Annotated in this window: 19 protein-coding genes; 5 read left to right on the plus strand and 14 right to left on the minus strand. The window is 65.0% G+C overall.

Features of this window, described 5'->3' with window-relative positions:
- Positions 1-6: 6 nt before the first annotated feature.
- Positions 7-1,416 carry an MFS transporter gene (locus ACF3ND_RS16955; protein WP_394062557.1) on the minus strand — a complete coding sequence of 470 codons (1,410 nt, stop codon included), beginning with the start codon at positions 1,414-1,416 and terminating at the stop codon, positions 7-9.
- A gap of 173 nt (positions 1,417-1,589) precedes the next feature.
- Here ACF3ND_RS16955 and ACF3ND_RS16960 point away from each other — a divergent pair, with 173 nt between their 5' ends.
- A complete protein-coding gene (locus ACF3ND_RS16960) occupies positions 1,590-1,829 on the plus strand; it encodes a DUF2061 domain-containing protein (RefSeq protein WP_394062559.1) in 240 nt (79 codons plus the stop codon).
- Between the two features lie 72 nt (positions 1,830-1,901).
- On the opposite strand, the gene acnA is transcribed toward ACF3ND_RS16960, so the two are convergent.
- Positions 1,902-4,655: an aconitate hydratase AcnA gene (acnA, locus tag ACF3ND_RS16965; protein WP_394062561.1), complete on the minus strand. Its 2,754-nt coding sequence runs from the start codon at positions 4,653-4,655 to the stop codon at positions 1,902-1,904.
- A 266-nt stretch (positions 4,656-4,921) separates the two neighbouring features.
- Between acnA and ACF3ND_RS16970 the strand changes: the two genes are divergently transcribed.
- On the plus strand, positions 4,922-6,499 hold the full coding sequence (locus tag ACF3ND_RS16970) for a diguanylate cyclase domain-containing protein (protein WP_394062563.1): 1,578 nt from the start codon (positions 4,922-4,924) through the stop codon (positions 6,497-6,499).
- Between the two features lie 5 nt (positions 6,500-6,504).
- Here the strand turns inward: ACF3ND_RS16970 and ACF3ND_RS16975 are convergent, their stop codons facing one another.
- The 6 genes from ACF3ND_RS16975 to ACF3ND_RS17000 all read right to left on the minus strand — a co-directional run bounded on the left by ACF3ND_RS16975 (position 6,505) and on the right by ACF3ND_RS17000 (position 12,992).
- Positions 6,505-7,353, minus strand: a complete 849-nt coding sequence (locus tag ACF3ND_RS16975; RefSeq protein WP_394062565.1) for a putative RNA methyltransferase — start codon at positions 7,351-7,353, stop codon at positions 6,505-6,507.
- 61 nt (positions 7,354-7,414) lie between these two features.
- Positions 7,415-8,218: an N-formylglutamate deformylase gene (hutG, locus tag ACF3ND_RS16980; protein WP_394062567.1), complete on the minus strand. Its 804-nt coding sequence runs from the start codon at positions 8,216-8,218 to the stop codon at positions 7,415-7,417.
- 18 nt (positions 8,219-8,236) lie between these two features.
- A complete protein-coding gene (locus tag ACF3ND_RS16985; protein WP_394062569.1) occupies positions 8,237-9,061 on the minus strand; it encodes a carbon-nitrogen hydrolase family protein in 825 nt (274 codons plus the stop codon).
- Between the two features lie 44 nt (positions 9,062-9,105).
- Positions 9,106-9,951: a serine hydrolase gene (locus tag ACF3ND_RS16990; RefSeq protein WP_394062571.1), complete on the minus strand. Its 846-nt coding sequence runs from the start codon at positions 9,949-9,951 to the stop codon at positions 9,106-9,108.
- An 18-nt stretch (positions 9,952-9,969) separates the two neighbouring features.
- Complete coding sequence (locus tag ACF3ND_RS16995) at positions 9,970-11,382, minus strand: gluconate:proton symporter (RefSeq protein ID WP_394062573.1); 1,413 nt, start codon at positions 11,380-11,382, stop codon at positions 9,970-9,972.
- Between the two features lie 125 nt (positions 11,383-11,507).
- On the minus strand, positions 11,508-12,992 hold the full coding sequence (locus ACF3ND_RS17000) for an amidohydrolase family protein (RefSeq protein ID WP_394062575.1): 1,485 nt from the start codon (positions 12,990-12,992) through the stop codon (positions 11,508-11,510).
- A gap of 107 nt (positions 12,993-13,099) precedes the next feature.
- Between ACF3ND_RS17000 and ACF3ND_RS17005 the strand changes: the two genes are divergently transcribed.
- Both ACF3ND_RS17005 and proP read left to right on the plus strand, forming a co-directional pair.
- Positions 13,100-14,044, plus strand: a complete 945-nt coding sequence (locus ACF3ND_RS17005) for a LysR family transcriptional regulator (RefSeq protein ID WP_394062577.1) — start codon at positions 13,100-13,102, stop codon at positions 14,042-14,044.
- A gap of 154 nt (positions 14,045-14,198) precedes the next feature.
- Positions 14,199-15,731 carry a glycine betaine/L-proline transporter ProP gene (gene proP / locus ACF3ND_RS17010; protein ID WP_394062579.1) on the plus strand — a complete coding sequence of 511 codons (1,533 nt, stop codon included), beginning with the start codon at positions 14,199-14,201 and terminating at the stop codon, positions 15,729-15,731.
- Between the two features lie 48 nt (positions 15,732-15,779).
- Here proP and ACF3ND_RS17015 read toward each other — a convergent pair whose 3' ends face one another.
- A complete protein-coding gene (locus ACF3ND_RS17015; protein WP_394062581.1) occupies positions 15,780-17,024 on the minus strand; it encodes an MFS transporter in 1,245 nt (414 codons plus the stop codon).
- Between the two features lie 132 nt (positions 17,025-17,156).
- Between ACF3ND_RS17015 and ACF3ND_RS17020 the strand changes: the two genes are divergently transcribed.
- Positions 17,157-17,951 carry an AraC family transcriptional regulator gene (locus ACF3ND_RS17020; RefSeq protein WP_394062583.1) on the plus strand — a complete coding sequence of 265 codons (795 nt, stop codon included), beginning with the start codon at positions 17,157-17,159 and terminating at the stop codon, positions 17,949-17,951.
- A 128-nt stretch (positions 17,952-18,079) separates the two neighbouring features.
- On the opposite strand, the gene ACF3ND_RS17025 is transcribed toward ACF3ND_RS17020, so the two are convergent.
- The 5 genes from ACF3ND_RS17025 to glmS form a co-directional block, all read right to left on the minus strand.
- Positions 18,080-18,541 carry a GNAT family N-acetyltransferase gene (locus tag ACF3ND_RS17025; RefSeq protein ID WP_394062585.1) on the minus strand — a complete coding sequence of 154 codons (462 nt, stop codon included), beginning with the start codon at positions 18,539-18,541 and terminating at the stop codon, positions 18,080-18,082.
- Positions 18,542-18,711: 170 nt separating this feature from the next.
- A complete protein-coding gene (locus ACF3ND_RS17030; RefSeq protein WP_394062587.1) occupies positions 18,712-18,936 on the minus strand; it encodes a DUF2945 domain-containing protein in 225 nt (74 codons plus the stop codon).
- A gap of 181 nt (positions 18,937-19,117) precedes the next feature.
- The gene (locus tag ACF3ND_RS17035; protein WP_394062589.1) at positions 19,118-19,321 is read right to left on the minus strand and encodes a CsbD family protein; all 204 of its coding nucleotides are present in this window, start codon (positions 19,319-19,321) and stop codon (positions 19,118-19,120) included.
- 48 nt (positions 19,322-19,369) lie between these two features.
- Positions 19,370-19,717, minus strand: coding sequence for a BON domain-containing protein (locus tag ACF3ND_RS17040; RefSeq protein ID WP_394062591.1), 348 nt, complete (start codon positions 19,715-19,717; stop codon positions 19,370-19,372).
- 289 nt (positions 19,718-20,006) lie between these two features.
- Positions 20,007-21,833, minus strand: a complete 1,827-nt coding sequence (gene glmS, locus ACF3ND_RS17045) for a glutamine--fructose-6-phosphate transaminase (isomerizing) (protein WP_394062593.1) — start codon at positions 21,831-21,833, stop codon at positions 20,007-20,009.
- Positions 21,834-21,906 lie beyond the last annotated feature (73 nt).

Raw genomic sequence — 21,906 nt, forward strand, 5'->3', positions numbered from 1 at the left:
TTCGGCTCACGGACGCACCCGGCGCGCCGGCCCCGACAAGAGGGCCGCGAGCACGGGGGCCAGGGCGAAGACCAGCAGCAGCACCTGAGCCGACTGGCGCGCGCCCTGCACGCCGCCCGGGTCCACGAAGCCGGCCGCCGTGGTGATGATGCCCGCCATGGCCGCGCCCAGCGCCATGGTGAACAACTGAAGCGTGGTGATCGCCGCCGAGGCGATGTTCTCCTGCCCTTTGGGCGCCGAATGGAACACCCGCGTCAGCAGATGCGGCCAGGCCAGGCCTATGCCCACGCCCACCCCCAGCAAGGATAAATACAGCGCCCAGGAATAGTCCGGGCCGCTGGCCAGGCCCTGCCAGGGAATCAGCACGCCCAGCGCCGCCAGGGACAGGCCCGAGAGCAAAGGGCCGATGATGATGAGCCTGTCGGCCGCCTTCATGCTGCGGCTGGAGCTGGCGATGGAGCCCAGGGTCCAGCCTCCGGACATCAAGGCGGTCAGGTAGCCGGCCTTGAGCGGCGTCATGTGGTGAATGATCTGCAGAAAGTAGGGAATGAAGATTTCCGTGGCCACGGCCACGCTGACCAGGCCGATGCCGGCATACAGGCTGCCCAGCGCCGTGCCCAGGGAATACGTGCCTTGCGGGAACAGCCGGCTGGCCGAGCCGCGGTCGGCCAGGGCCATGATGTACACCAGCACGGCCCCGCCCAGCACGCCGGCCAGGTTGACCAGCCAGGAACTGGACAGGCTGCCCGCCGACATGACCAGCACGGAAGAGGTCAGCAGCAGCACCTTGCCCAGCGTGGACCCGGACTTGGGCGCATCGGGACGGCGCGCATCGCGCAACTGGGTCCAGACCAGCACGGCCAGCCCCAGGGCGCAGGGCAGCACGCTCCAGAAGGCCAGGCGCCACTCCCCCATCTGGGCGAAGACGCCCCCGATGGCAGGCCCCGACAGGGTGGCCACGCCCCACATGCTCGATACCAGCGCCATGGCCCGGGGCCAGAGGCGTTCCTCGAACACCAGGCGGATGGACGAATAGCTCAGCCCCAGCAGCAAGCCGCCGCCCAGCCCCTGCAAGGTGCGCGCGAACAGCAGGAAAGGCATGGAGGGGGCAAGGGCGCAGAACGTCGTGCCCAGCGCGAATACCAGCAACGACACCAGAAAGCCCTGCCGCAGGCCCAGCTTTTCCAGGAACTGCGGCGACAGCGCAGAACCCAGGATGGAGGCCACCACGAACAGCGTGGTATTCCAGGCGTAGTATTCCAGCCCGCCGATGTCCTGCACGACCGAAGGCAGGATGGTGGTGGCCACATACACATTGATGGCGTGAACCGCCACCCCGCCGGCCAGGGCCAGCGAACGCAGGCCATTGCGGCCCCACAACAGCTCCGACCAGGATGCTTCTTGAACACTTTGCATTTTTCTCTTTCCATTGGCGCGTCGGGCGCGCCGCATAGTCATATTCAATAAACCGGCCCGTGCGCTTGCGCGCCGGGCCGATATACAAAATTGATAAGCTCGATGAAAAATACAAAATGGTTCGCGCCAATGATAGTGATTATCATTTAGAAAACACTATCGGTGGATTCATCATGCTTCTTCTCGCCTTCAAGACCAGCCAGGTTGCCCTGCACATGTCCGTGGCCTTCGCCGTGACCTATGCATTCACGGGTTCGCTGGCGACGGGCGGCGTGGCCGCCGTCGTCGAACCCATCTGCAACGTCACCTTGATGCCGCTGCATGACAAACTCTGGACGCGTCTCAAAGACCGGCGCATGCGCCGGAACGAGGGACGTACAAGTGCGCCAGCGGCGCTGGGTACCTGCTCGTGAACGTTCAGGAGCAAACCCCGGGCCGCTGGCGCAGGCGAAACCTTGCCGTCAAGACAGTTTACAAAAACCGGCTCAAGACTTCAGCAATCCCCTCAGCACGTACTGCATGATGCCGCCATGACGGTAGTAATGGGCTTCGCTGGGAGTGTCGATGCGCACGCGGGCCTCGAACTGGATGTCGCCGGCGCGCACCATCACGGTTTCGGGAATCTGGTCCTGGTTCAGCGCCGTGATGCCCACGATGTCGAAGACCTCGTCGCCGGCCAGACCCAGGGTCTGGGCGTTCTCGCCGTCCGGAAACTGCAGCGGCAGCACGCCCATGCCCAGCAGGTTGCTGCGGTGGATGCGCTCGTAGGATTCGGCGATCACGGCGCGCACGCCCAGCAGCACCGTACCTTTGGCCGCCCAGTCGCGCGATGAGCCCGAGCCGTATTCCTTGCCCGCCAGGATGACCAGCGGCGTGCCGGTCTGCAGGTAGTTGCGCGATGCATCGTAGATCGTGGCCACGGGCGCGCCGTCCTGGGTGAAGTCGCGGGTGTAGCCGCCCTCGGTGCCCGGGGCCAGCTGGTTGCGCAGGCGCACGTTGGCGAAGGTGCCGCGGATCATGACTTCGTGGTTGCCGCGGCGCGAACCGTAGGAGTTGAAGTCCGGCTGCTCCACGCCATGCCCCATCAGGTAGGTGGCCGCAGGCGAAGTGCGCGAGATGGCGCCGGCCGGGCTGATATGGTCGGTGGTGACCGAATCGCCCAGCTTGGCCAGCACGCGCGCGCCGTAGATGTCCGTCACCGGGCTGGGCTCGCGCTGCAGGTCGACGAAGTACGGCGGCTTGCGCACGTACGTGGAGCTGTCCTGCCAGTGGAACAGATCGCCCTTGGGCGTGGGCAGGGACTGCCAGCGCTGGTCGCCGGCGAACACGTCGGCGTAGCCCTCGCGGTACATGTCGGCCGCGATGGCCTGGCTGATGGTGGCCTGCACCTCGGCGGCCGAAGGCCAGATGTCCTTCAGGAACACGTCCTGGCCGTCCGAGCCCTTGCCCAGCGGCTCCTGGTACAGGTCTATGTCCATGGTGCCGGCCAGCGCATAGGCCACGACCAGCGGCGGGGACATCAGGTAGTTCATCTTGACCTCGGGGTGGATGCGGCCCTCGAAGTTGCGGTTGCCCGACAGCACCGACACCACGGTCAGGTCGTTCTGGTTGATGGCCTGGCTGACTTCCGGGATCAGCGGCCCCGAATTGCCGATGCAGGTGGTGCAGCCGTAGCCCACCAGGTCGAAGCCCAGCTTGTTCAGGTAAGGCGTGAGGCCCGCGCGCTCGTAGTAGTCCGTCACCACGCGCGATCCGGGCGCCAGGCTGGTCTTGACCCAGGGCTTGCGATTCAGCCCTTTTTCGACGGCCTTCTTGGCCAGCAGAGCCGCCGCCATCATGACGCTGGGGTTGGAGGTATTGGTGCAGGACGTGATGGCCGCGATGACCACCGAGCCGTTGTCCAGCTCGCACTGGCTGCCGTCGGCCAGGGTGAACCGGGCGGCGTTGCTGCGACGCGCCGGCGGTTCATGCGAGGGCACATCGGAAGCGGGGAAGCTTTCTTCCACGGCCTCGTCGTAGCTGGCGGCGTGGCTGCCCACCAGGCCGGCCAGTTCCTGACGGAAGGACTGCTTGGACGAGGACAGCGCGATGCGATCCTGCGGCCGCTTGGGACCGGCGATGGACGGCACCACCGTGGCCAGATCCAGCTCCAGGCGTTCGGAATAGCGCGGCTCGTGGTCGGGATCGTGCCACAGGCCCTGGGCCTTGGCGTAGGCCTGCACCAGCGCGATCTGCTCATCCGAGCGGCCGGTCAGCTTCATGTAGCGCAGCGTCTCCTCGTCGATCGGGAACATGGAGATGGTGGAGCCGTATTCAGGGCTCATATTGCCGATGGTGGCGCGGTTGGCCAGCGGCACGGCGCTCACGCCGGGGCCGTAGAATTCCACGAACTTGCCCACCACCCCATGCTTGCGCAACATGTCGGTGATGGTCAGCACCAGGTCAGTGGCGGTGGTGCCTTCGGGCATCTGGCCGGTGAGCTTGAAGCCCACCACGCGGGGGATCAGCATGGAGATGGGCTGGCCCAGCATGGCGGCCTCGGCCTCGATGCCGCCCACGCCCCAGGCGACGACGCCCAGGCCGTTGACCATGGGAGTATGCGAATCCGTGCCCACACAGGTGTCTGGATAGGCCAGCAGGCGGCCTTCCTCATTGCGCGTGAAGACCACGCGCGCCAGGTGTTCCAGGTTGACCTGGTGCACGATGCCCGTGCCCGGCGGCACGACCTTGAAGTTGTCGAAGGCGTTCTGGCCCCAGCGCAGGAACTGGTAGCGCTCCATGTTGCGGCCGTATTCGATTTCCACGTTGCGCTGGAAGGAGCTGGGGCTGCCGAAATCATCCACGATGACGGAGTGATCGATGACCAGCTCCACGGGCGCGAGCGGGTTGATCTTGTGAGGATCGCCGCCCAGGGCCTGCATGGCCTCGCGCATGGCGGCCAGGTCCACCACGGCGGGCACGCCGGTGAAGTCCTGCAGCACCACGCGGGCCGGCGTGAAGGCGATTTCCCGGTCGGGTTCGGCGGCCGGATCCCAGGCCGCCAGCGCGCGGATGTCGTCCGCCGTGACATCGCCTCCGTCTTCGGTGCGCAGCAGGTTTTCCAGCAGGATCTTCAGGCCGTACGGCAGGCTGGCCACATCCAGCCCCTCTCCGCGCACCGCGTCCAGGCGGTAATACTCGTAGCGCTGTCCGCCGACGTCCAGATGGTCCAATGACTGAAAACTATCTACGCTTTTCATATCGGGATCTCCGTGAAAAAGGACACCTGCCCGACACCGCCAATCTGCAAGGCCTGCTAAGTGTCTGTGGTAAATGGACAATGGCGAGCGCCACACCTCATCTTACACGTTGTGCTGCCGAGGTGGCTCGACCCGGCCCCCGCGCCGCGCCCTGCGGACGCCCGACCGGTGACAAAACATTTCTTTCCGTATAATGAGCCGTGAAACGTCGCCAACCCGCGCTTGACGCTGCCTGCCGCCCCTCCTCCATCCACACGCTCCCTTTCATGTTTTTAGTCGACCTGCGCCGTCTGATCCTGCTGCTGGCCACCTCCAGCAGTCTGCTGACCCTGGGCTACACCCTGTACGGCGCCTACTCGGCCGAGCGTTCCATCCTGCTCGAACAGTCGCTGGAAAACAACCGCGCCTATGCGCTGAAGCTGGCCAGCAGCACGGACCAATTCGTCGACACGCTGCAGCAGCAATTGGCCTACAGCGCGCGCGTCTTGTCCCTGAACATGCACCAGTCCTGGCAACTGGACGCCGAGACGCATCGCCTGAAGGAGCAGAACAACAGCTTCAACTCGGTGCTGATCCTGAACGAGGAAGGCAAGGTGCTGGCCAACTCTCCGCCGGATCTGGGCCTGCTGGGCGCCACGCTGGCCAGCAGCGGCGTGCGCCAGGCGCTGAACGCCAAGCTGCCCACGGTCAGCCAGCCTTATGTATCCAGCACCGGGCGCCTGCTGATCTTCCTGTCGCATCCCATCGTGGACTCCCACGGAGACTACGCGGGCTTGGTGGGCGGCACCATCTACCTGCATGAGCCCAACAGCCTGAACACCTTGCTGGGCGAACATTTCTACCGCGACGGCTCGCAGATCTACGTCGTGGACAAGGACAAGCGGCTGATCTACCACCAGGACCGCAGCCGCATCGGCGAGGTGGTGCAGGGCAACCAGGCCATCGACGCCGTCATCCAGGGCAGGACCAGTGCCATGTCCCTGATCAATTCGCAAGGCGTGGGCATGCTGGCCGGCTTTGCGCCGGCCCGCGACATCCAGTGGGGCGTGGTGGTGCAGCGCCCCACCCATGTGGTGCTCAACGAGCTGGACGCCTTGCTGGCCGAGGTGCTGCGCAACACCATTCCCTTTTTCCTGCTGGTGCTGGTCCTGATCTGGATGCTGGCCCTGCTGATCGCCAAGCCCTTGCGCAAGCTGGCCCGCACGGCGCCGCACTGGGATTCGCCCAGCGCCAGCGAACGCATCGAGAAAGTGCACGCCTGGTATTTCGAGGCGCGGCAGATCAAGCTGGCCATGCTGATCGGCCTGAAGAAGCTGAACCGCAAGATCGGCGTCATGGATCAGGAACGCAATACCGATCCGCTGACCGGACTGATGAACCGGCGCGGCATGGCTTCGACCCTGCAGCAATGGAAGGAGGCCGACTTGCCCTTTGCCGCGCTGGCCTGCGACATCGACCATTTCAAATTGGTGAACGACACCTACGGCCACGACGCCGGGGACCTGGTGCTGCGCTTCCTGGCGGACACCATGCGCGCCTGCACCCGCGATACCGACGTCCTTTGCCGTGCCGGCGGCGAAGAATTCTTCCTGTTCCTGCCCAATCAGAACATCGAGCAGGCCGCCCAGTTGGCCGAACGCCTGCGCAATCTGGTCAGTCGTACGGAAAGCCCCATAGGCCAGAACATCACCATTTCCATCGGCGTGGCTCATTGGCCGGTGCACGCATCCGACCAGGCCGAGGTGCTGAAAATGGCCGACCAGGCCTTGTACGACGCCAAACGCAACGGACGCAACCGTGTGGAGATAGTCGGCCTGCCGGGGCGCGCCTCCAAGAGCGACTGAGCCGTCTACAGACGACGGCAGGCGCTCAGCCGCACATCCACCGTCAGATCCAGGCGCGCCAGGGCGCGCGCCTGTTCCAGCCCCTGCACGCTGGCGCGGAACAGATGGGGCGTCATCAGCAGCAGATCGGCGATCTGCGCCTGGGACTGCAGCGCAATCGCGAAGGACAGTCGCTCGTCGGCCTCCAGGCTGAAGCCCTCCGGCGGCTCCTGGGACGGCGGCTTCTCGGCTTTGAGGCTGGGATAGATGATACGGCGCAGCTCCACCAGGTGATCCGGCCCCGCCTCCACCTGCAGGAGCAGGCCGCCGGGCTTGAGCGCGCGCCGGAACTCCTCGTAGACGGGAAAGCCGAACATGCAGATCAGCGCATCCAGGCTGGCCTCGGGTACGGGCAGGTGCGCGTTGCTGCCCACCAGCCAGCGCATGCCCGGCGAGCTGCGCGCGCCGGCCATGACCGCCCACTTGGAGATGTCCAGCCCTATCAGGGCCAGTTCGCCGCGCTCGTCCCGCTCCTGCAGGCGGCGCAGGTAATAACCCTCCCCGCAGCCGGCGTCCAGGCAGGCATAAGGGGCCCGCCCTTCCAGGCCGTCCATCAGCAGGCGCGCCACGCCGGCGGCAATGGGCGCATACACGCCCGATTCCAGATAGCGGCGCCGGGCCGCCACCATCTCCTTGCTGTCGCCGGGGTCGCGCGAGCGCTTGTTCTGCACCGGCAGCAGATTGACGTAGCCCTGGCCGGCCACGTCGAAACAATGGCCCGCCGGGCAGCGCCAGCTGCGCTCCTGCAAGGTCAGGAGTTGGCCGTCCAGGGGACAGCAAAGGCGCCCGAACAGGGGCGGTGTATGGTCAGGCATCGTGTTCATCGCTCTACGGCCACTGCGGCCAAGGCGATAGTGTAGCGCCCCCGGCGCAGGTTCAATCCTGCCCGGCGAACGCCAGCGCCTCGCACAGCAAGGTCTCGATCAGGGGCTGGATGCGGCGGGCGGGCTCTTCCTGGTAATCGAAAGGCCAGTGCTCCTGCATGTAGCAGCACTGCGCCATCTCCAGTTGCACGGCATGCACGCCCTGTTCCGGATTGCCGTAGCGGCGGGTGATGTAGCCCCCCTTGAAGCGGCCGTTGAGCACGCTGCTGTAGCGGCCGTCGGCCTGGACCGCCGCCATCAGGCGCGCGCTCAGTCCGGGGGCGCAGCTGGCGCCGTCGGCGGTGCCGAAGTTCAGGTCGGGCAGGCGGCCCTCGAAGAAACGCGGCACTACGGAGCGGATGGAATGGGCGTCCCACAGCACGACGCGGCCATGCAGGCTGCGCAGGCGCGCCAGCTCCCGCTCCAGCTGCTGGTGATACGGCCGCCAGACCGCCTCGCGGCGCTGGGCGATCTCCTGCTCGTCGGGCTCCTGGCCGGGCAGGTAGACGGGCTCATCGCCAAAGGTGTCCAAGGGGCACAGGCCGGTGACGCTCTGGCCGGGATACAGGCTGGCGTTATCGGGCGGACGGTTCTGGTCCACCACGAAGCGCGAATAATTGGCCACCAGCACGGACGCGCCCAATTCGCGGGCGCAGGCGTACAGGCGCGGCAGATGCCAGTCGGTGTCCGGCACCTGGCGGGCCGGCTCGGTAAAGCGCGCCGCCACCTCCGGCGGCACATAGGTTCCGGCATGCGGCATGGAGATCAGCAAAGGCGCCGTGCCGGGGTGAAATTCAAAAACGGCGGGGTCGGTCATGGCCAGGCTCCAGGATGATCAGGAAACGATGGGGTACAGATCGCCGCGCCGGTGACTCCAGGCGGGCAGCGACTCGCGCAGGCGCGACACGCGCGCCGGATCCAGGTCCACGCATATATAGCCGGGCTGGTCCGGCATGCAGGCCAGCACCGTGCCCCAGGGGTCGATGATCATGCTGCGTCCCAGGCAGGGCATGGCCGGCCCGGGCCCGCCGATCTGCGCGGCCGCCAGCACGTAGCACTGGTTCTCGATGGCGCGGGCGCGCAGCAGCACTTTCCAATGATCGCGGCCCGTATGCACATTGAAGGCGGCCGGAACCACCAGCGCATTGGCGCCCTGGGCGCGCAGGCTGCGGAACAGCTCGGCAAAGCGCAGGTCATAGCAGATGCTCAGGCCCAGCGTCAGGCCGCCTACCTGGACGGTCTGCAAATGATCGCCATGGCAGAAATCATCCGACTCGCGGTACTCCAGGCCATTGACCACGGCATCGTACAGATGCACCTTGCGGTACTGCGCGACGATGGCGCCGTCCGGCGAGAACGTCACGCCCGTATTGCCCAGGCGGCGATCCTCCGGCCGGCGCTCGTGCATGGAACCCATGTGGATCCAGGCGCCGGTGCGCCGCGCCAGGCTCGCCATGCGCTCGGTGACCAGGCCGGGGATGGGCGTGGCGTTCTGCTGCAGCCAGGCCGTATCGCCGCGCACATCGCTGTATTCGGGCGTGATGATCAATTCCGCCCCGTCCTGGGCCGCCGCCAGCGCCCAGCGCTCGATCTGCGCCAGGTTGGCCTCGCGGTCCCGGCCGCTATCCAGTTGAATCAGGGCGACGCGTGTCGTAGACATAGTTTTTCCTTCTTCCAGGCCCGGCGCCAGCGCGCCGGGCGGGTTCAATCCTGCAAGGCCTGGGCCACCTGGGCCGCCAGACGCGCCAGCACGGCGGCGCCTTCGCCGCCATACAAGGTGCCGCTGGTGCGGCCGTCCGTGAAGCCATCGGCCAGCACGGCCAGCACGACGCTGCGTCCGCCCACCGTCAGAATGCCGGCGTCATGACGCAGTCCGGGCAGGGAGCCCGTCTTGTGGGCCAGCTCCGCCTGGGGCGGCAGAATGGCCGCGAAATGGCCGCGCTCGCGCTGGTCGGCCAGCATCCGCAGTCCTTCCTGACGCAAGTCGTCCGGCAGGGCGGGCGCATGCAGCAGGTATGCCAGCACGGCGCAGGCGTCGGCCGCGCTGGTCCAGTTGTCTTTTCCCTGGGCCCGCGCCTGGGCGTCCATCATGTGGCGCTGCAGGTCCGTGTGCCGCAGGCCGGCCTGCCGACTCCACTGGTTGATGCGCTCCATGCCCAGCAGGTCGATCAGGGCATTGGTGGCCACGTTGTCGCTCAGGACGATCATCAGGTGCGCCAGTTCGCGCAAGGTCAGGGCCTGCACGCTGGGCAGCTGGCTGAGGATGCCCGTGCCGCCGGCGCGGCCGGCGCCGGGCAGCGCGCACATGTCCTCCAGGCTCAAGCGCCCTTGGGCGACCTCCTCCAGCAGGCACAGCAGCATGGGCACCTTGATCAGGCTGGCCGAGGGCATGGCGCGCTGCGCATGCCAGTCGAACAGACTGTCGCCCTCCAGCGTGCGCACGGCCATGGAAATGCGGGCGCCCTCCCGCTCCAGCGCGGGCTCCAGGCTGCGCCGCAGGCGGCTGCGCAGCGCAGCCGCGTCCAGTATCTCGCTTCCCAGGGTGAACATGGCGTCTCTCCTCGTCGATCAGGCCAGGATCATGAACAGGCCGGCGAACATCAGCAGATTGATGAGCATCACGGCCCAGCCGTTGTACAGCATGTACTTGAGCTGGGTGGAACGGGCCAGGCCCATCTGGCCGAACATGTCGGACGAAGGGAAGGGACCGAACCAGTCGATCTGCGAGCTGCCCAGGATCACCGCCGTGGTGGCGGCGGGACCCACGCCGGCCGCCGCCAGCACGGGACCGAATATCTTGGCGGTGAAGGTCATCTGCGCCACGGCCGCTCCCGGGATGTGGCCCACCACGTTGAAGGCCACGATGATCATGCACAAGGCCGCGCCGCTGATGCCCACCAGGTAAGGCTGCACCGCGTCCAGCAGGGCGTGATAGGCGTTAAGCTGATCCACCAGCACCAGCACGGGATTGAACAGCCAGAACAGGAAGAAGATCCAGATCAGCTTGCCCGCGCCGGCATACATGGCCTGCAGGATTTCGCGCGGGGACAGTCCGCCGGCCAGGCCGGTGACCGCGCCCAGGGACACCATCACGATGATGGCGAAGGCAAAGCCGGCCTTGGCCATGATGCCGATGACGGCCAGGGTCACGATGGTGGCGCAGAAGGCCCAGGCGGCGCGCACGGCCTTGGGCGAGGCCTTGGCGTTCAGGTCGAAGGCGGCGGCGCCCTGTGCAGCTTCTTCATACTGGAAGTCCTTTTCCGTCATCTTCTGGATGCGGCCGGACATGAACCAGCCGGTCAGCAGCGTGGCGGCGGCCATGGGCAGGCCGGCCACGGTCAGATATTCCATGTAGCTCAGGCCCGTCAGGCCGGTCACGGTCACCACATTGGGAGTGAACGGCCCCAGCACCAGGCCGGCCGAGCCTGCGCTCTGGAACAGCGCGGCCACGGCGGGCGGGGACAGGCGCACGGCGGCGGCGATCGGGATCACCACCGCGGCGATGATGGCGTTGCCGCCGGCCAGGGTGCCCAGGGCGCCGCAGATCAGGGTGGACGTCACCATGATGCCCAGGCGCACGCGCACCGGGTTGGACAGGCCGATGCGCTTGACGATGGCTCGCACCAGTTGTTCGGCCGCGCCCGTGCGGGAGGCCACTTCGCCCACGCCCGCGCCCAGCACGATGATCAGGCCGACCACCGCGATGAACGAACCCAGCGATTCGGCCAGCAGCTTGCCCATGGCGATCGGCGTGGTGCTGGTCATGATGGCGCCCAGCACGATGGCACCTATGGTCGCCAGCACGATGTCCACGCCCAGCAGGGCGATGACGGCGAACACCACCACCGGCGTCAGGCCCCACAGGGAGGTCTGGCCGGGCAGGTAGAAATGGGTGTAGAGAGCTATGGCTAGCCCGATCAAGAACACCGCAATGGCTGCGTTACGCTTGCCAGTGGGCGCCTGTTGCTGAGTGAAGGTCATGACGTCTCCTTTACGATCCTTCCGGACCAGCCCATGACGGAGCCGGTCCTATTGTGATGCAATGCGCCATACCCTGTCTTACGCCCAGGCCATGGCAGGTATTTTCTTGTCTGTGCGGCTGCGGCCTAGGTCCGGGCCTGCTGCGCGGCCAGGCTTTGCGCCTGGGCGGGAAAGGCCCGGCGCAAGACCTGGCCGGGCCGCTGCTGCGGCGCCTGCGGATGCACCTGCACGCCATTCACGTACACGGCCTGCACGCCCTGCGAAGGCAGCGTGGGCTGCTCCCAGGTGGCGCGGTCCTGAACGGTGTCGGGATCGAACACCACCACGTCGGCCCAGGCGCCGGGCCGCAGCACGCCCCGGTCCTGCAGGCCGAACACCGATGCCGGCAGCGACGTCATCTTGGCCACGGCCTGCTCCAGCGGCATCAGGCCGTCTTCGCGCACGTAGCGCCCCAGGATGCGGGTGAAGCTGCCCCACAGGCGCGGATGCGGATGCGCGTCAGCCGGCAGGCCGTCGGATCCCACCATGCAGCAGGGGTGGCGAAAGATGCGCTGCACTTCCTGTTCGTCCATGGCGAAATAGATGGCGCCGGCCGGCAGCAGGCGGCGCGCGGCGGTTTCCCGGTCGCAGCCCCATTGCTCGGCGATGTCGGCCAGATACCGGCCATTGCATTCGGGATGGGGTTCGGACCAGGTGATGCGGATGCGGTCTATGGTGTGGGCGCGCTCCGGGATCAGAATGGTGGAGCTGCCCGAATAGGGATAGATGTCCAGCGCGGCCTGAAGGCCCGCGGCGCGAGCCCGGTCTATGTTGGCCAAGGTACGGTCGCTGCGGCCCCAGTTGGCCGGCAACATGCATTTGTGGTGCGACACCAGGGTGGCGCAGTCGGTCTGGCGGCCCACGGCCAGCACTTCTTCGACGGATTCCTCGACCGTGTCGCCTTCGTTGCGGATGTGGCTGGTGTGCAGGGAGCCGTGCGCGGCCGCGACTCGCGCCAGGCCTTCGAGCTCGGCAGGCTGCGCCATGCAGCCAGGCTCGTAGGCCAGGCCGGTGCTGAAGCCCACCGCGCCCTGCTCCAGGGCCTGGTCCAGCAGCGACTCCATGGCGGCCTGCTCGTCGGCGGTGGGCGCGGCCATGGGATCCTGCATCACCGCCATGCGCAGATTGGCGTGGCCCACCAGGGCCGCCACATTGATCATGGGCTGCAGGGCCTGCACGGCCTGCACATAGTCGGCCATGCCCGTGAACAGGGGCGATTCGCCCAGCAGGGCCAGGGCGGCCGCCGAATTGCCCGGCAATGGCGCCGGAAAGGCGCTGACGCCGCAATTGCCCACCACGACCGAGGTGATTCCCTGGCTGGTCTTCCAGTCCAGTGCAGGTTTCTCGATGAACATCAGGTCGTCGTGGCCATGCGTGTCGATGAACCCGGGCGCAACTACTTTATCGCGCGCATCCAGGCAGTGCTCGGCCGTCCAGGCGCTCAGATCCCCCAGGGCGACGATACGTCCTGCGCGAATGCCCACGTCGCCCCGCCAGCGCGGCGCCGCCGTTCCATCCATGATCCAGCCATCGGTGATCTTGACGTCCAGCCTGCGGTCGTCTGCCTGCATACCCATCTCCACAAATCCCCCCCACGGAAGCAGGAGTTGGGCGTATTATCCAAAGGCATGATTAATATGAAAAATTGTTTAAGTTAATGGATTGATCGCAAATCAAGATGGATAGACTGCCCAAGCACATCACCTTGAAACACTTGAACGCCTTCGTGGCCGTGGCCCAGGAGGCCAGCTTCACCCATGCGGCGCGGCGCCTGTTCCAGACGCAGTCTTCCGTCACCGGCCTGATCCAGCAGCTGGAGGCGGCGCTGAACACGCCGCTGTTCTCCCGCACCAGCCGACGCGTCGCCCTGACTCCAGTGGGCCAGGAATTCCTGCCGCGCATCACCCGCCTGCTGGCCGATTTCGACGGCGCCATCGGCGACGTCATGCGCTACGGCGCATTGAAAAGCGGCCGCGTCAGCGTGGCCGCCGCCCCTTCGGCCATCACCGACCTGATCGCGCCGGCCGCCTACACGTTTTCCCAGCGCCACCCCGCCGTGCGCCTTTACCTGCGCGACGACAACTCGGGGCGCATCCAGCGCCAGATCGCCGCCGGGGACGTGGACTTCGGCCTGACCAGCCCCTGGGCGGACGTCCACGGGCTGGACAGCCAGCCCTTGCTGGAAGACCAGTTCGGCGTGCTCTATCGCAGCGACGACGAACAGATCAAGCCCGATGCGCGCGGCGCCGTCAGCTGGAAGGCGCTGCGGCACCGCAAGCTGGTCGGGGTGGTGGACGAGACCGGCATCATGGCGGTGCTGCAATCGCGGGCGGATCTGCCCATCGAAGCCGCCGCGCCGTTCTACGAAGCCTCCAGCACCACCTCCCAGGCCGCCCTGGTGCAAAGCGGCCTGGCCATTGCCCTGCTGCCCGCCCTGGCCGCGCACCGCGTGATGGTGCCCGGCCTGTCCTTTTCCCTGCTGCGCGCCCCCAAGCTGGTGCGCACCCTGTGCCTGATGTTCCACCAGGACCACGCGCCCACGCCCGCGGCGGCCGCGCTGGCGCAGGAAGTGCGCGCCTACGTGAAGCAGGCGCGCCTGCCCAAGGGGTGCCGCGCCCTGTAGGCGACTCCATATGGACGGTTCGCGGGGCCGGACGTAGAATCGTTTCCAGACGCGGCCCTTTCTTCAAGGCCGCCGCGCCGGTTGCAGCAATGGTCAAGGCAAGAATGTAAAACGAACCTGCGGGCGCTCGCCCTGCACATCACGGGAGGCATTCATGGCACAGACACCCTCGGCTTCGAGCGACGCGCGGCCGCTGCAGATCGACGACATCACCGTCGTCGACAATACCAAGCTCAAGAAGGCCGTCACCGCCGCCGCACTGGGCAACGCCATGGAGTGGTTCGACTTCGGCGTCTATGGTTTCGTGGCCGCCACCCTGGGCAAGGTCTTCTTCCCCGACGCCTCCCCCGCCGTGCAGACCATCGCCGCCCTGGGCACCTTTTCGGTGCCCTTCCTGGTGCGGCCGCTGGGCGGCGTCTTCTTCGGCGTCATGGGCGATCGCTTCGGGCGCCAGAAAGTGCTGTCCCTGACCATCATCATCATGGCCATCAGCACCTTCTGCATCGGCCTGATCCCTTCATACTTGAGCATCGGCATCTGGGCGCCCGTCCTGCTCCTGCTGTGCAAGCTGGCCCAGGGCTTTTCCGTGGGCGGCGAATACACCGGCGCGGCGGTATTCGTGGCCGAATACGCGCCCGACCGGCAGCGCGGCTTCCTGGGCAGCTGGCTGGACTTCGGTTCCATCGCCGGCTTCGTGCTGGGCGCGGGCCTGGTGGTGCTGCTGCAGACGGCGCTGACCGCACAGGCCTTCCAGGACTGGGGCTGGCGCGTGCCCTTCTTCGTGGCCGGGCCGCTGGGCCTGCTGGGCCTGTACCTGAGGCACGCCGCCGAAGAGACGCCCGCCTTCACCCAGCAACTGGAAAAAATGGAACAGGAAGACCGCGCCGCGCTACAGGAACGCCCCACCGTCTCCTTCGGCGCCATCTTCTCCAAGTACCGCAAGGCCCTGCTCGTGTGCATAGGCATGGTGCTGGTGACCAACATCACCTACTACATGCTGCTGACCTACATGCCCACCTACCTGTCCAGCAACCTGGGCTATTCCGAAGAGCACGGCGTGCTGATCATCGTGGTGATCATGATAGGCATGCTGTTCGTGCAGCCGGTGGTGGGCTTCATCAGCGACAAGGTCGGCCGCAAGCCCTTCCTGCTGATCGGCAGCATAGGATTGCTGATCCTGGCGGTGCCCGCCTTCCACTTCATCGGCAGCGACAACAACGTGCGGATCTTTCTGGGGTTGCTGATCCTGGCCGTGCTGCTGAACTGCATGACCGGGGTCATGGCCTCCACCCTGCCGGCCCTGTTCCCCACCCGCATCCGCTACAGCGCGCTGGCCGCCTCCTTCAACATCGCCATCATCATCGCGGGCCTGACGCCCACCATCGCCGCCTGGCTGGTCGAGCAGACCGGCAATCTGCTGCTGCCCGCCTTCTACCTGATGTTCGCCTCGGTCATCGGCCTGGTCACCGCCATGTTCCTGCCCGAGACCGCCAACCGCCCCCTGCGCGGCGACACGCCCACGGCCTCCAACCCCGATGAAGCCGAAGAACTGCTGCAGCAGGCCTACGACCACATCGAGCAGAACGTGCAGGACATCGAAGCGGAAATCGCGGAAATGGAGGAAAAGCTGGAGGCGCTCAAGCAGAAGCGGCAACGCCTGGCGGACCGGCATCCGGAGCTGGAGTGAGCAGCGCCCGCCGCGAACGGGCGCCGGCCTGCGGCAACGGAAGCAGGATTAGAGCTTGTTGCTTTTGTTGCCCGTACTGGGGAGCAAGGCGGTGACAAGACCCAGCAATGGCAGGAACGAGGTCAAGCCATACACCCAGACAATCCCCCGGGAATCGGCCAGCTCCCCCAGTCCGGCGGCGCCTATGCCGCCTATGCCGAACATGAGCCCGAACATCAGACCCGACACCATGCCCACCCGGCCCGGCACGGCCTCTTGCGCATACACCACCATGGCGGCGAAGGCCGATGACATCACCAGGCCGATCACAATGGCCAGGATCGCCGTCCAGACCAGGCCGACGTGCGGCAGCATGAGCGCGAAAGGGGCCACGCCCAGAAAGGAAATCCAGATGACGGCCTTGCGCCCGATGCGGTCGCCCACGGGGCCGCCGGCAAACGTGCCGGCCGCGACCGCCGCCAGGAAGATGAACAGGAAGATCTGGCTGTGCTGCACGCTCAAGCCGAAGCGCTCGATCAGGTAGAACGTGAAGTAGTTGGTAAAAGAGGCGATGTAGACGAACTTGGCGAACATCAGGATGCAGATGACGACCACGGCCTGGACGACCTTGCCGCGCGGCAGCCCCGCGGCATGGCTTTTGGACAGGCTTTTCGCCTTGGCCTGGCCGTTGTGCTTGACCCAGATGGTCAGCCGGTACAAGACATAGATGGCAAACAGCGCCACCAGCATGAACCAGGCCACGGCAGGCTGCCCGTAGGGAATGACGATCAGGGCCGTCAGCAGCGGACCGATGGCCGTGCCCGTATTGCCGCCCACCTGGAACGTGGACTGGGCAGTGCCGAACCGGCCGCCCGAGGCCAGGCGGGCGATGCGGGAGGCCTCCGGATGGAAGGTCGCCGAGCCCACGCCGACAATGGCCGCCGCCACGAGCAGCATGGCGTAGCTGCCCGCCGTGGCGATCAGGGCGATGCCGATCAAGGTCATCACCATGCCCGAGGGCAGCAGATAGGGCTTGGGATGCTTGTCCGTGTACAGACCTATCCAGGGCTGCAGCAAGGACGCCGTCACCTGGTACACCAGGGCGATGACGCCAATCTGCCCGAAGCTCAGGGAAAAGCTGGCCTTGAGCATGGGAAAGATGGCCGGCAGCATCGCCTGGATCATGTCGTTGAGCAGGTGTGCAAGCGCGGCGCCGCCCACGATGGGCAGGAGAAAACCGTTAGGTTTGGGCTCTGTTGCCGGTGCGGCCGTCGGCCTGCCTGATGTTTCAAGGGAAAGATCTTTTGCAGTCATAAACAAATCAGCGAATTGGAAATGGGAACCAGCCTCTATGAGATTTTCAGTGCCACTGTAGAGGGACGGCGGACAGCCCGAAATCAGTATCGGGCATAATAGTTATGAATATGGGCCATTTCTGGATTCACGATGCGAAATACCCTCGTCAAGGACCATGAAGACGTGCAACGCACGGTCTTCGCCCTGGGCAACGACTATCCTGCCGGGACTGTGCTGCTCCCTCACAGCCACCGGCGCAGCCAGTGCCTGTACGCGATCACCGGGGTGCTGACCGTCACGACCAGCGCGGGAAGCTGGGTCGTGCCTCCACGGTGCGCATCGTGGATTCCAAGCGGAATCGAGCACGAAGTACGCATGAGCGGCCCGACGAGCACGCGCAGCGCCTACATTTTCCCCGACGTCGCACTGACCGCCGGCCTGCCCGCTCGCTGTACCGTTCTCGGAGTATCGCCTCTGCTGCACGAACTATTGTCCGCCGCTGTGGACTTGCCCAAGGAATACGCGCTGGGCGGGCGCGACGACCATCTGATGCGCCTGCTGGTCGAGGAAATCGCCGCCATGCCCGAATTGCCCTTGAACGCGCCGCTGCCCCTGGGGCCCAGGATGGCGCAATTGTGCCGCCAGCTGTTGCAGGCTCCCACGCTGGAAGTCGACATCGATACGGCGGCGCGGCAGGTCGGCATGAGCCGGCGCAACTTCACCCGCCTGTTCCGGGCGCAGACAGGCATGAGCTTCGGCCAATGGCGGCAGCAAGCCTGCCTGCTGGCCGCGCTGACGCGGCTGGGCCTGGGCGATTCGGTGACGCGCGTCGCCATGGAACTGGGCTACAGCAACACCAGCGCATTCACCGCCGCCTTCCAGCGCGCGCTGGGCGCCGCACCCAGCCACTACCTTGCCGGACGCAAAAACAAAAACGCGGGCTGATCGATCCGCCGCGTTCTTCGCCGTCATCTTCTCCAGTTACCGCAATGCCCAGTCCGCGTACACAGGCACGCGGTTGGTGCAAGCGGTGGCGAGCGTCGTCAGCGACAAGGAGAACAATAGTTTCCTGATCAGTCGACAGGCAACACGAGCTGGGGCCGTACCCGATCAGGCTGGCCGTCCAGCGGGGCCGCCGCCGCGCCGATGCGGCGAGCGCCGCAAGCCAGATAGAAGCCTTCCGCATTCGGCTCGGAATCGATATGCAGCTCCTTGCAAGCAGCGGCGCTTGCCGTCCGGACAGACCATTCCAGCAAGACGCGACCTATGCCTTGACGCATGAAGTCGGGATGGACCCACAGGCCGCTTATCTCCCATGGCCGTGCCTGGGTGTCGAGCTGCACAAAACCCGCCAGCCGTCCCTCCTGCTCGACCAGGCATACGGGATGAGTCGTCGTCAAGGCAGGATGAACCTGCAGATCGCTGCGCCATGACTCCAATTGCTGGGGCGTATAGCCCCAGAACGCTTTTGCGGCCAGGGCCAATTCATTCAAAGCAGGTATGTCGTCAGGGCGCCCGCTACGTAAAATCATCATCAAGCTCCATCCATGGTCATGCAGATCTGGCCTCTGATTTTACGCTCCGGCGCCCATGCGCATGCTGTGGAAGCGGCGAATCAAGCCTGCCGCAATTTACACAACGAGCGGCATGAGCCGCTTGCGGCAGTCCGGGAAACGCCGGTACGCCGGGACGGACGCCCAGGCCTTCAGCTTTCTTTCTTCGCTATTTTCCTCAAGGCGCTGCCCTTATGGGCCGCTATATGCTCGGTCTTATCGCTTTTGATCTCATATTGAGGATCTTCCGCAGAGGCCCTGCGCATATGGCCTTTATATTCAAAGTCTTCAGTATGGACCTTGCGGATGACGCCGCTGACGTGCCCTGCTTCGGAATTCCAGCTTACATGGTCTCCGACCTTGAATTCAGTTGTCATTGAAGCTTGCTCCTTTTTGCTGTTCCGCTTAATGAAAGTCCAGTGACTTTCCATTGAAGGCGAATTCCAGCTTAGTCATTGTCCCTTGCCGGCGGCCAGATCGACTCCAGCCATATCCAGATGAAAAAAGGCGTCCGGTTTTCACAGGACGCCTCTTGCAAGGACAAGCGCCAATCAACGGTCAGTACCGGGCGCCATCGTTGAAATCCCGCACTTGCTTTTCGGCTTCTTCACGTTCGATGCCGTAACGCTCTTGGATCTTGCCGACCAGATATTCCGCATTGCCTTCGGCAACATCGAGATCATCGTTGGTCAGCTTGCCCCACTTTTCCTGGATTTTTCCAGTCAGCTGCTTCCATTTTCCCTTGATCGTGTCTTCATTCATGATATACCTCGGTTGTATTTGAAATTCGACCGGTTTCGGCTTTACGGATTATTTATTCGCGTTGACTTTCAGGCCGGAGGAATCCACCCTCTGGACGCCCTTGACGCTTTGCGCCGCGGCCACGGCCTTTTTAAGCTCAATGTCGCTGGGCACGGTACCCGTCAAGGTCGCGACTCCGTTGTTGGTCTCGACAGAAATATCCGTGCTTTTCAAATCCTTGGTGCTGGCAAGTTCAGCCTTGATCTTCGTCGTGATCCATGCATCGCTGACAGCCTCGCCTGCCGTTGCGGAATGATCCGTATTGGTGTCTTTATCGGCTGCCATGGCGCCGGCCTGCAGGCCAAAGCTCAAAGCGGTCGTCATCAAGATATTGGACAAGATAGCGGATTTTCTCATGATTACTTCTCCCAATATAAGCAAGAACGTGTTTGATTGAATCGTCCTCTAATCTACGGAGTCCAAGACCGGGGATACTTGGATGGCAGCCAGGTCAATGGATGCAAATACCGTAGCAGTTGTTCCGGACGGTAAACCTACCAATTGCTACAAGCATTTACTTTGCACTAAGACTGTTGCATCCGTCCTGGCTGCTGATCCTTTCCGCATGCCGGCCAATCCGGCGCGCCCAATGCAAAACAGGCTGCGATGAACGCAGCCTGCCGATGCTCCAAAGTCCTTGAAACGCTTATTCCACCGTCACGCTCTTGGCCAGGTTGCGCGGCTTGTCCACGTCCGTGCCGCGGGAGCAGGCGGTGTGGTAGGCCAGCAGCTGCAAGGTGATGGTGTGCAAAATGGGAGAGAGCTTGCCGTAGTGCTCGGGCATGCGGATGACGTGGACGCGATCGCTGCTGCCGATGCGGGTGTCGGCATCCGCGAAGACGTACAGTTCTCCGCCGCGGGCGTGGACTTCCTCGATGTTGGACTTGAGCTTTTCCAGCAGCTCGTCACGCGGGGCGATGGTCACCACGGGCATGGCTTCGGTCACCAGGGCCAGGGGGCCGTGCTTCAATTCGCCAGCGGGATAGCCTTCGGCGTGGATATAGCTGATTTCCTTGAGCTTGAGCGCGCCTTCCATGGCGATGGGGTAGTGCATGCCGCGGCCCAGGAACAGGGCGTTTTCCTTGCTGGCGAAGCGGTCGGCCCAGGCCATGATCTGGGGTTCCAGGGCCAGCACGGCGGAAATGGCGGTGGGCAGGTGGCGCAGGGACTTCAGGTACTCGCCTTCCTGCTGCTCGTTCATGTGGCCCTTGATCTGGGCGAGGGCCATGGTCAGCAGGAACAGCGCGGTCAGTTGCGTGGTGAAGGCCTTGGTGGAGGCCACGCCGATCTCCACGCCGGCGCGCGTGATGTAGGCCAGCTTGCACTCGCGCACCATGGCGCTGGTGGCCACGTTGCAGATGGTCAGCGTCTGTTCCATGCCCAGGCTGCGGGCATGCTTAAGGGCGGCCAGGGTGTCGGCGGTCTCGCCGGACTGGGAGATGGTCACGACCAGGGTGCGGGGATTGGGCACGCTGTCGCGGTAGCGGTACTCGCTGGCGATTTCCACATTGACGGGAATCTTGGCCAGGGACTCGATCCAGTAGCGCGCGGTCAGGCCGGCGTAATAGCTGGTGCCGCAGGCCAGGATCAGCACATTGTCGATATCCTGGAAGACCTTGTAGGCCTGGTCGCCGAACAGCTCGGGCGTGACGCTTTCGATGTCCTGCAGGGTATCGCCCACGGCGCGCGGCTGCTCGAAGATCTCCTTCTGCATGAAATGGCGATACGGACCCAGCTCGGCGGCGGCGGTATGCGAATGCACGGTGTGCACGCTGCGCTCCACGGGCTTGCCATCCTTGTCCACGATCCAGACCTTGCTGATCTGCAGGTCGATCACGTCGCCGTCTTCCAGGTAGATGATCTGGTCGGTGGTGCCGGCCAGGGCCAGCGCGTCGGACGCCAGGAAGTTCTCGTTCTTGCCCAGGCCCGCCACCAGCGGCGAGCCATGACGGGCGCCAACCACGCGGTGCGGCTCGTCCTGGCAGAACACGGCGATGGCGTAGGCGCCGGTCAAGCGGCGGATGACCTGCTGCACGGCGTCGAACAGATCGCCGTTGTACAGGTGATCGATCAGGTGGGCGATAACTTCGGTGTCGGTCTGGCTCTCGAATACATAGCCTATGTCCTTCAGCTCGGCGCGCAGCTCGTCGTGGTTCTCGATGATGCCGTTGTGCACCAGGGCGATGCGCGCCTTGCCCTTGCCCGAGAAATGCGGATGGGCATTATGGGTGGCGGGAGCGCCGTGCGTGGCCCAGCGGGTGTGCGAAATGCCGGTGAAGCCTTCCAGGTGCTCCGCCTTGACCTGCTCCTGCAGCTCGGCCACGCGCTGCGTGCTGCGCGCCCGGCGCAACTGCCCGTCCGCATGCACCGCCACGCCGCAGGAATCATAGCCTCGGTATTCCAGGCGCTTGAGACCTTCCAGCAGGACGGGGACGATATTGCGTTGCGCGACGGCGCCAACGATTCCACACATACTAGGCTCCTGTTCCAGCCCGCGGCAGAGGCGGGCTCAATAAACGAATGGAGCTATTTTGAGCTGAAACTCA

It is taken from the genome of Alcaligenes sp. WGS1538 (assembly GCF_043187505.1).
Taxonomy (GTDB): domain Bacteria; phylum Pseudomonadota; class Gammaproteobacteria; order Burkholderiales; family Burkholderiaceae_B; genus Alcaligenes.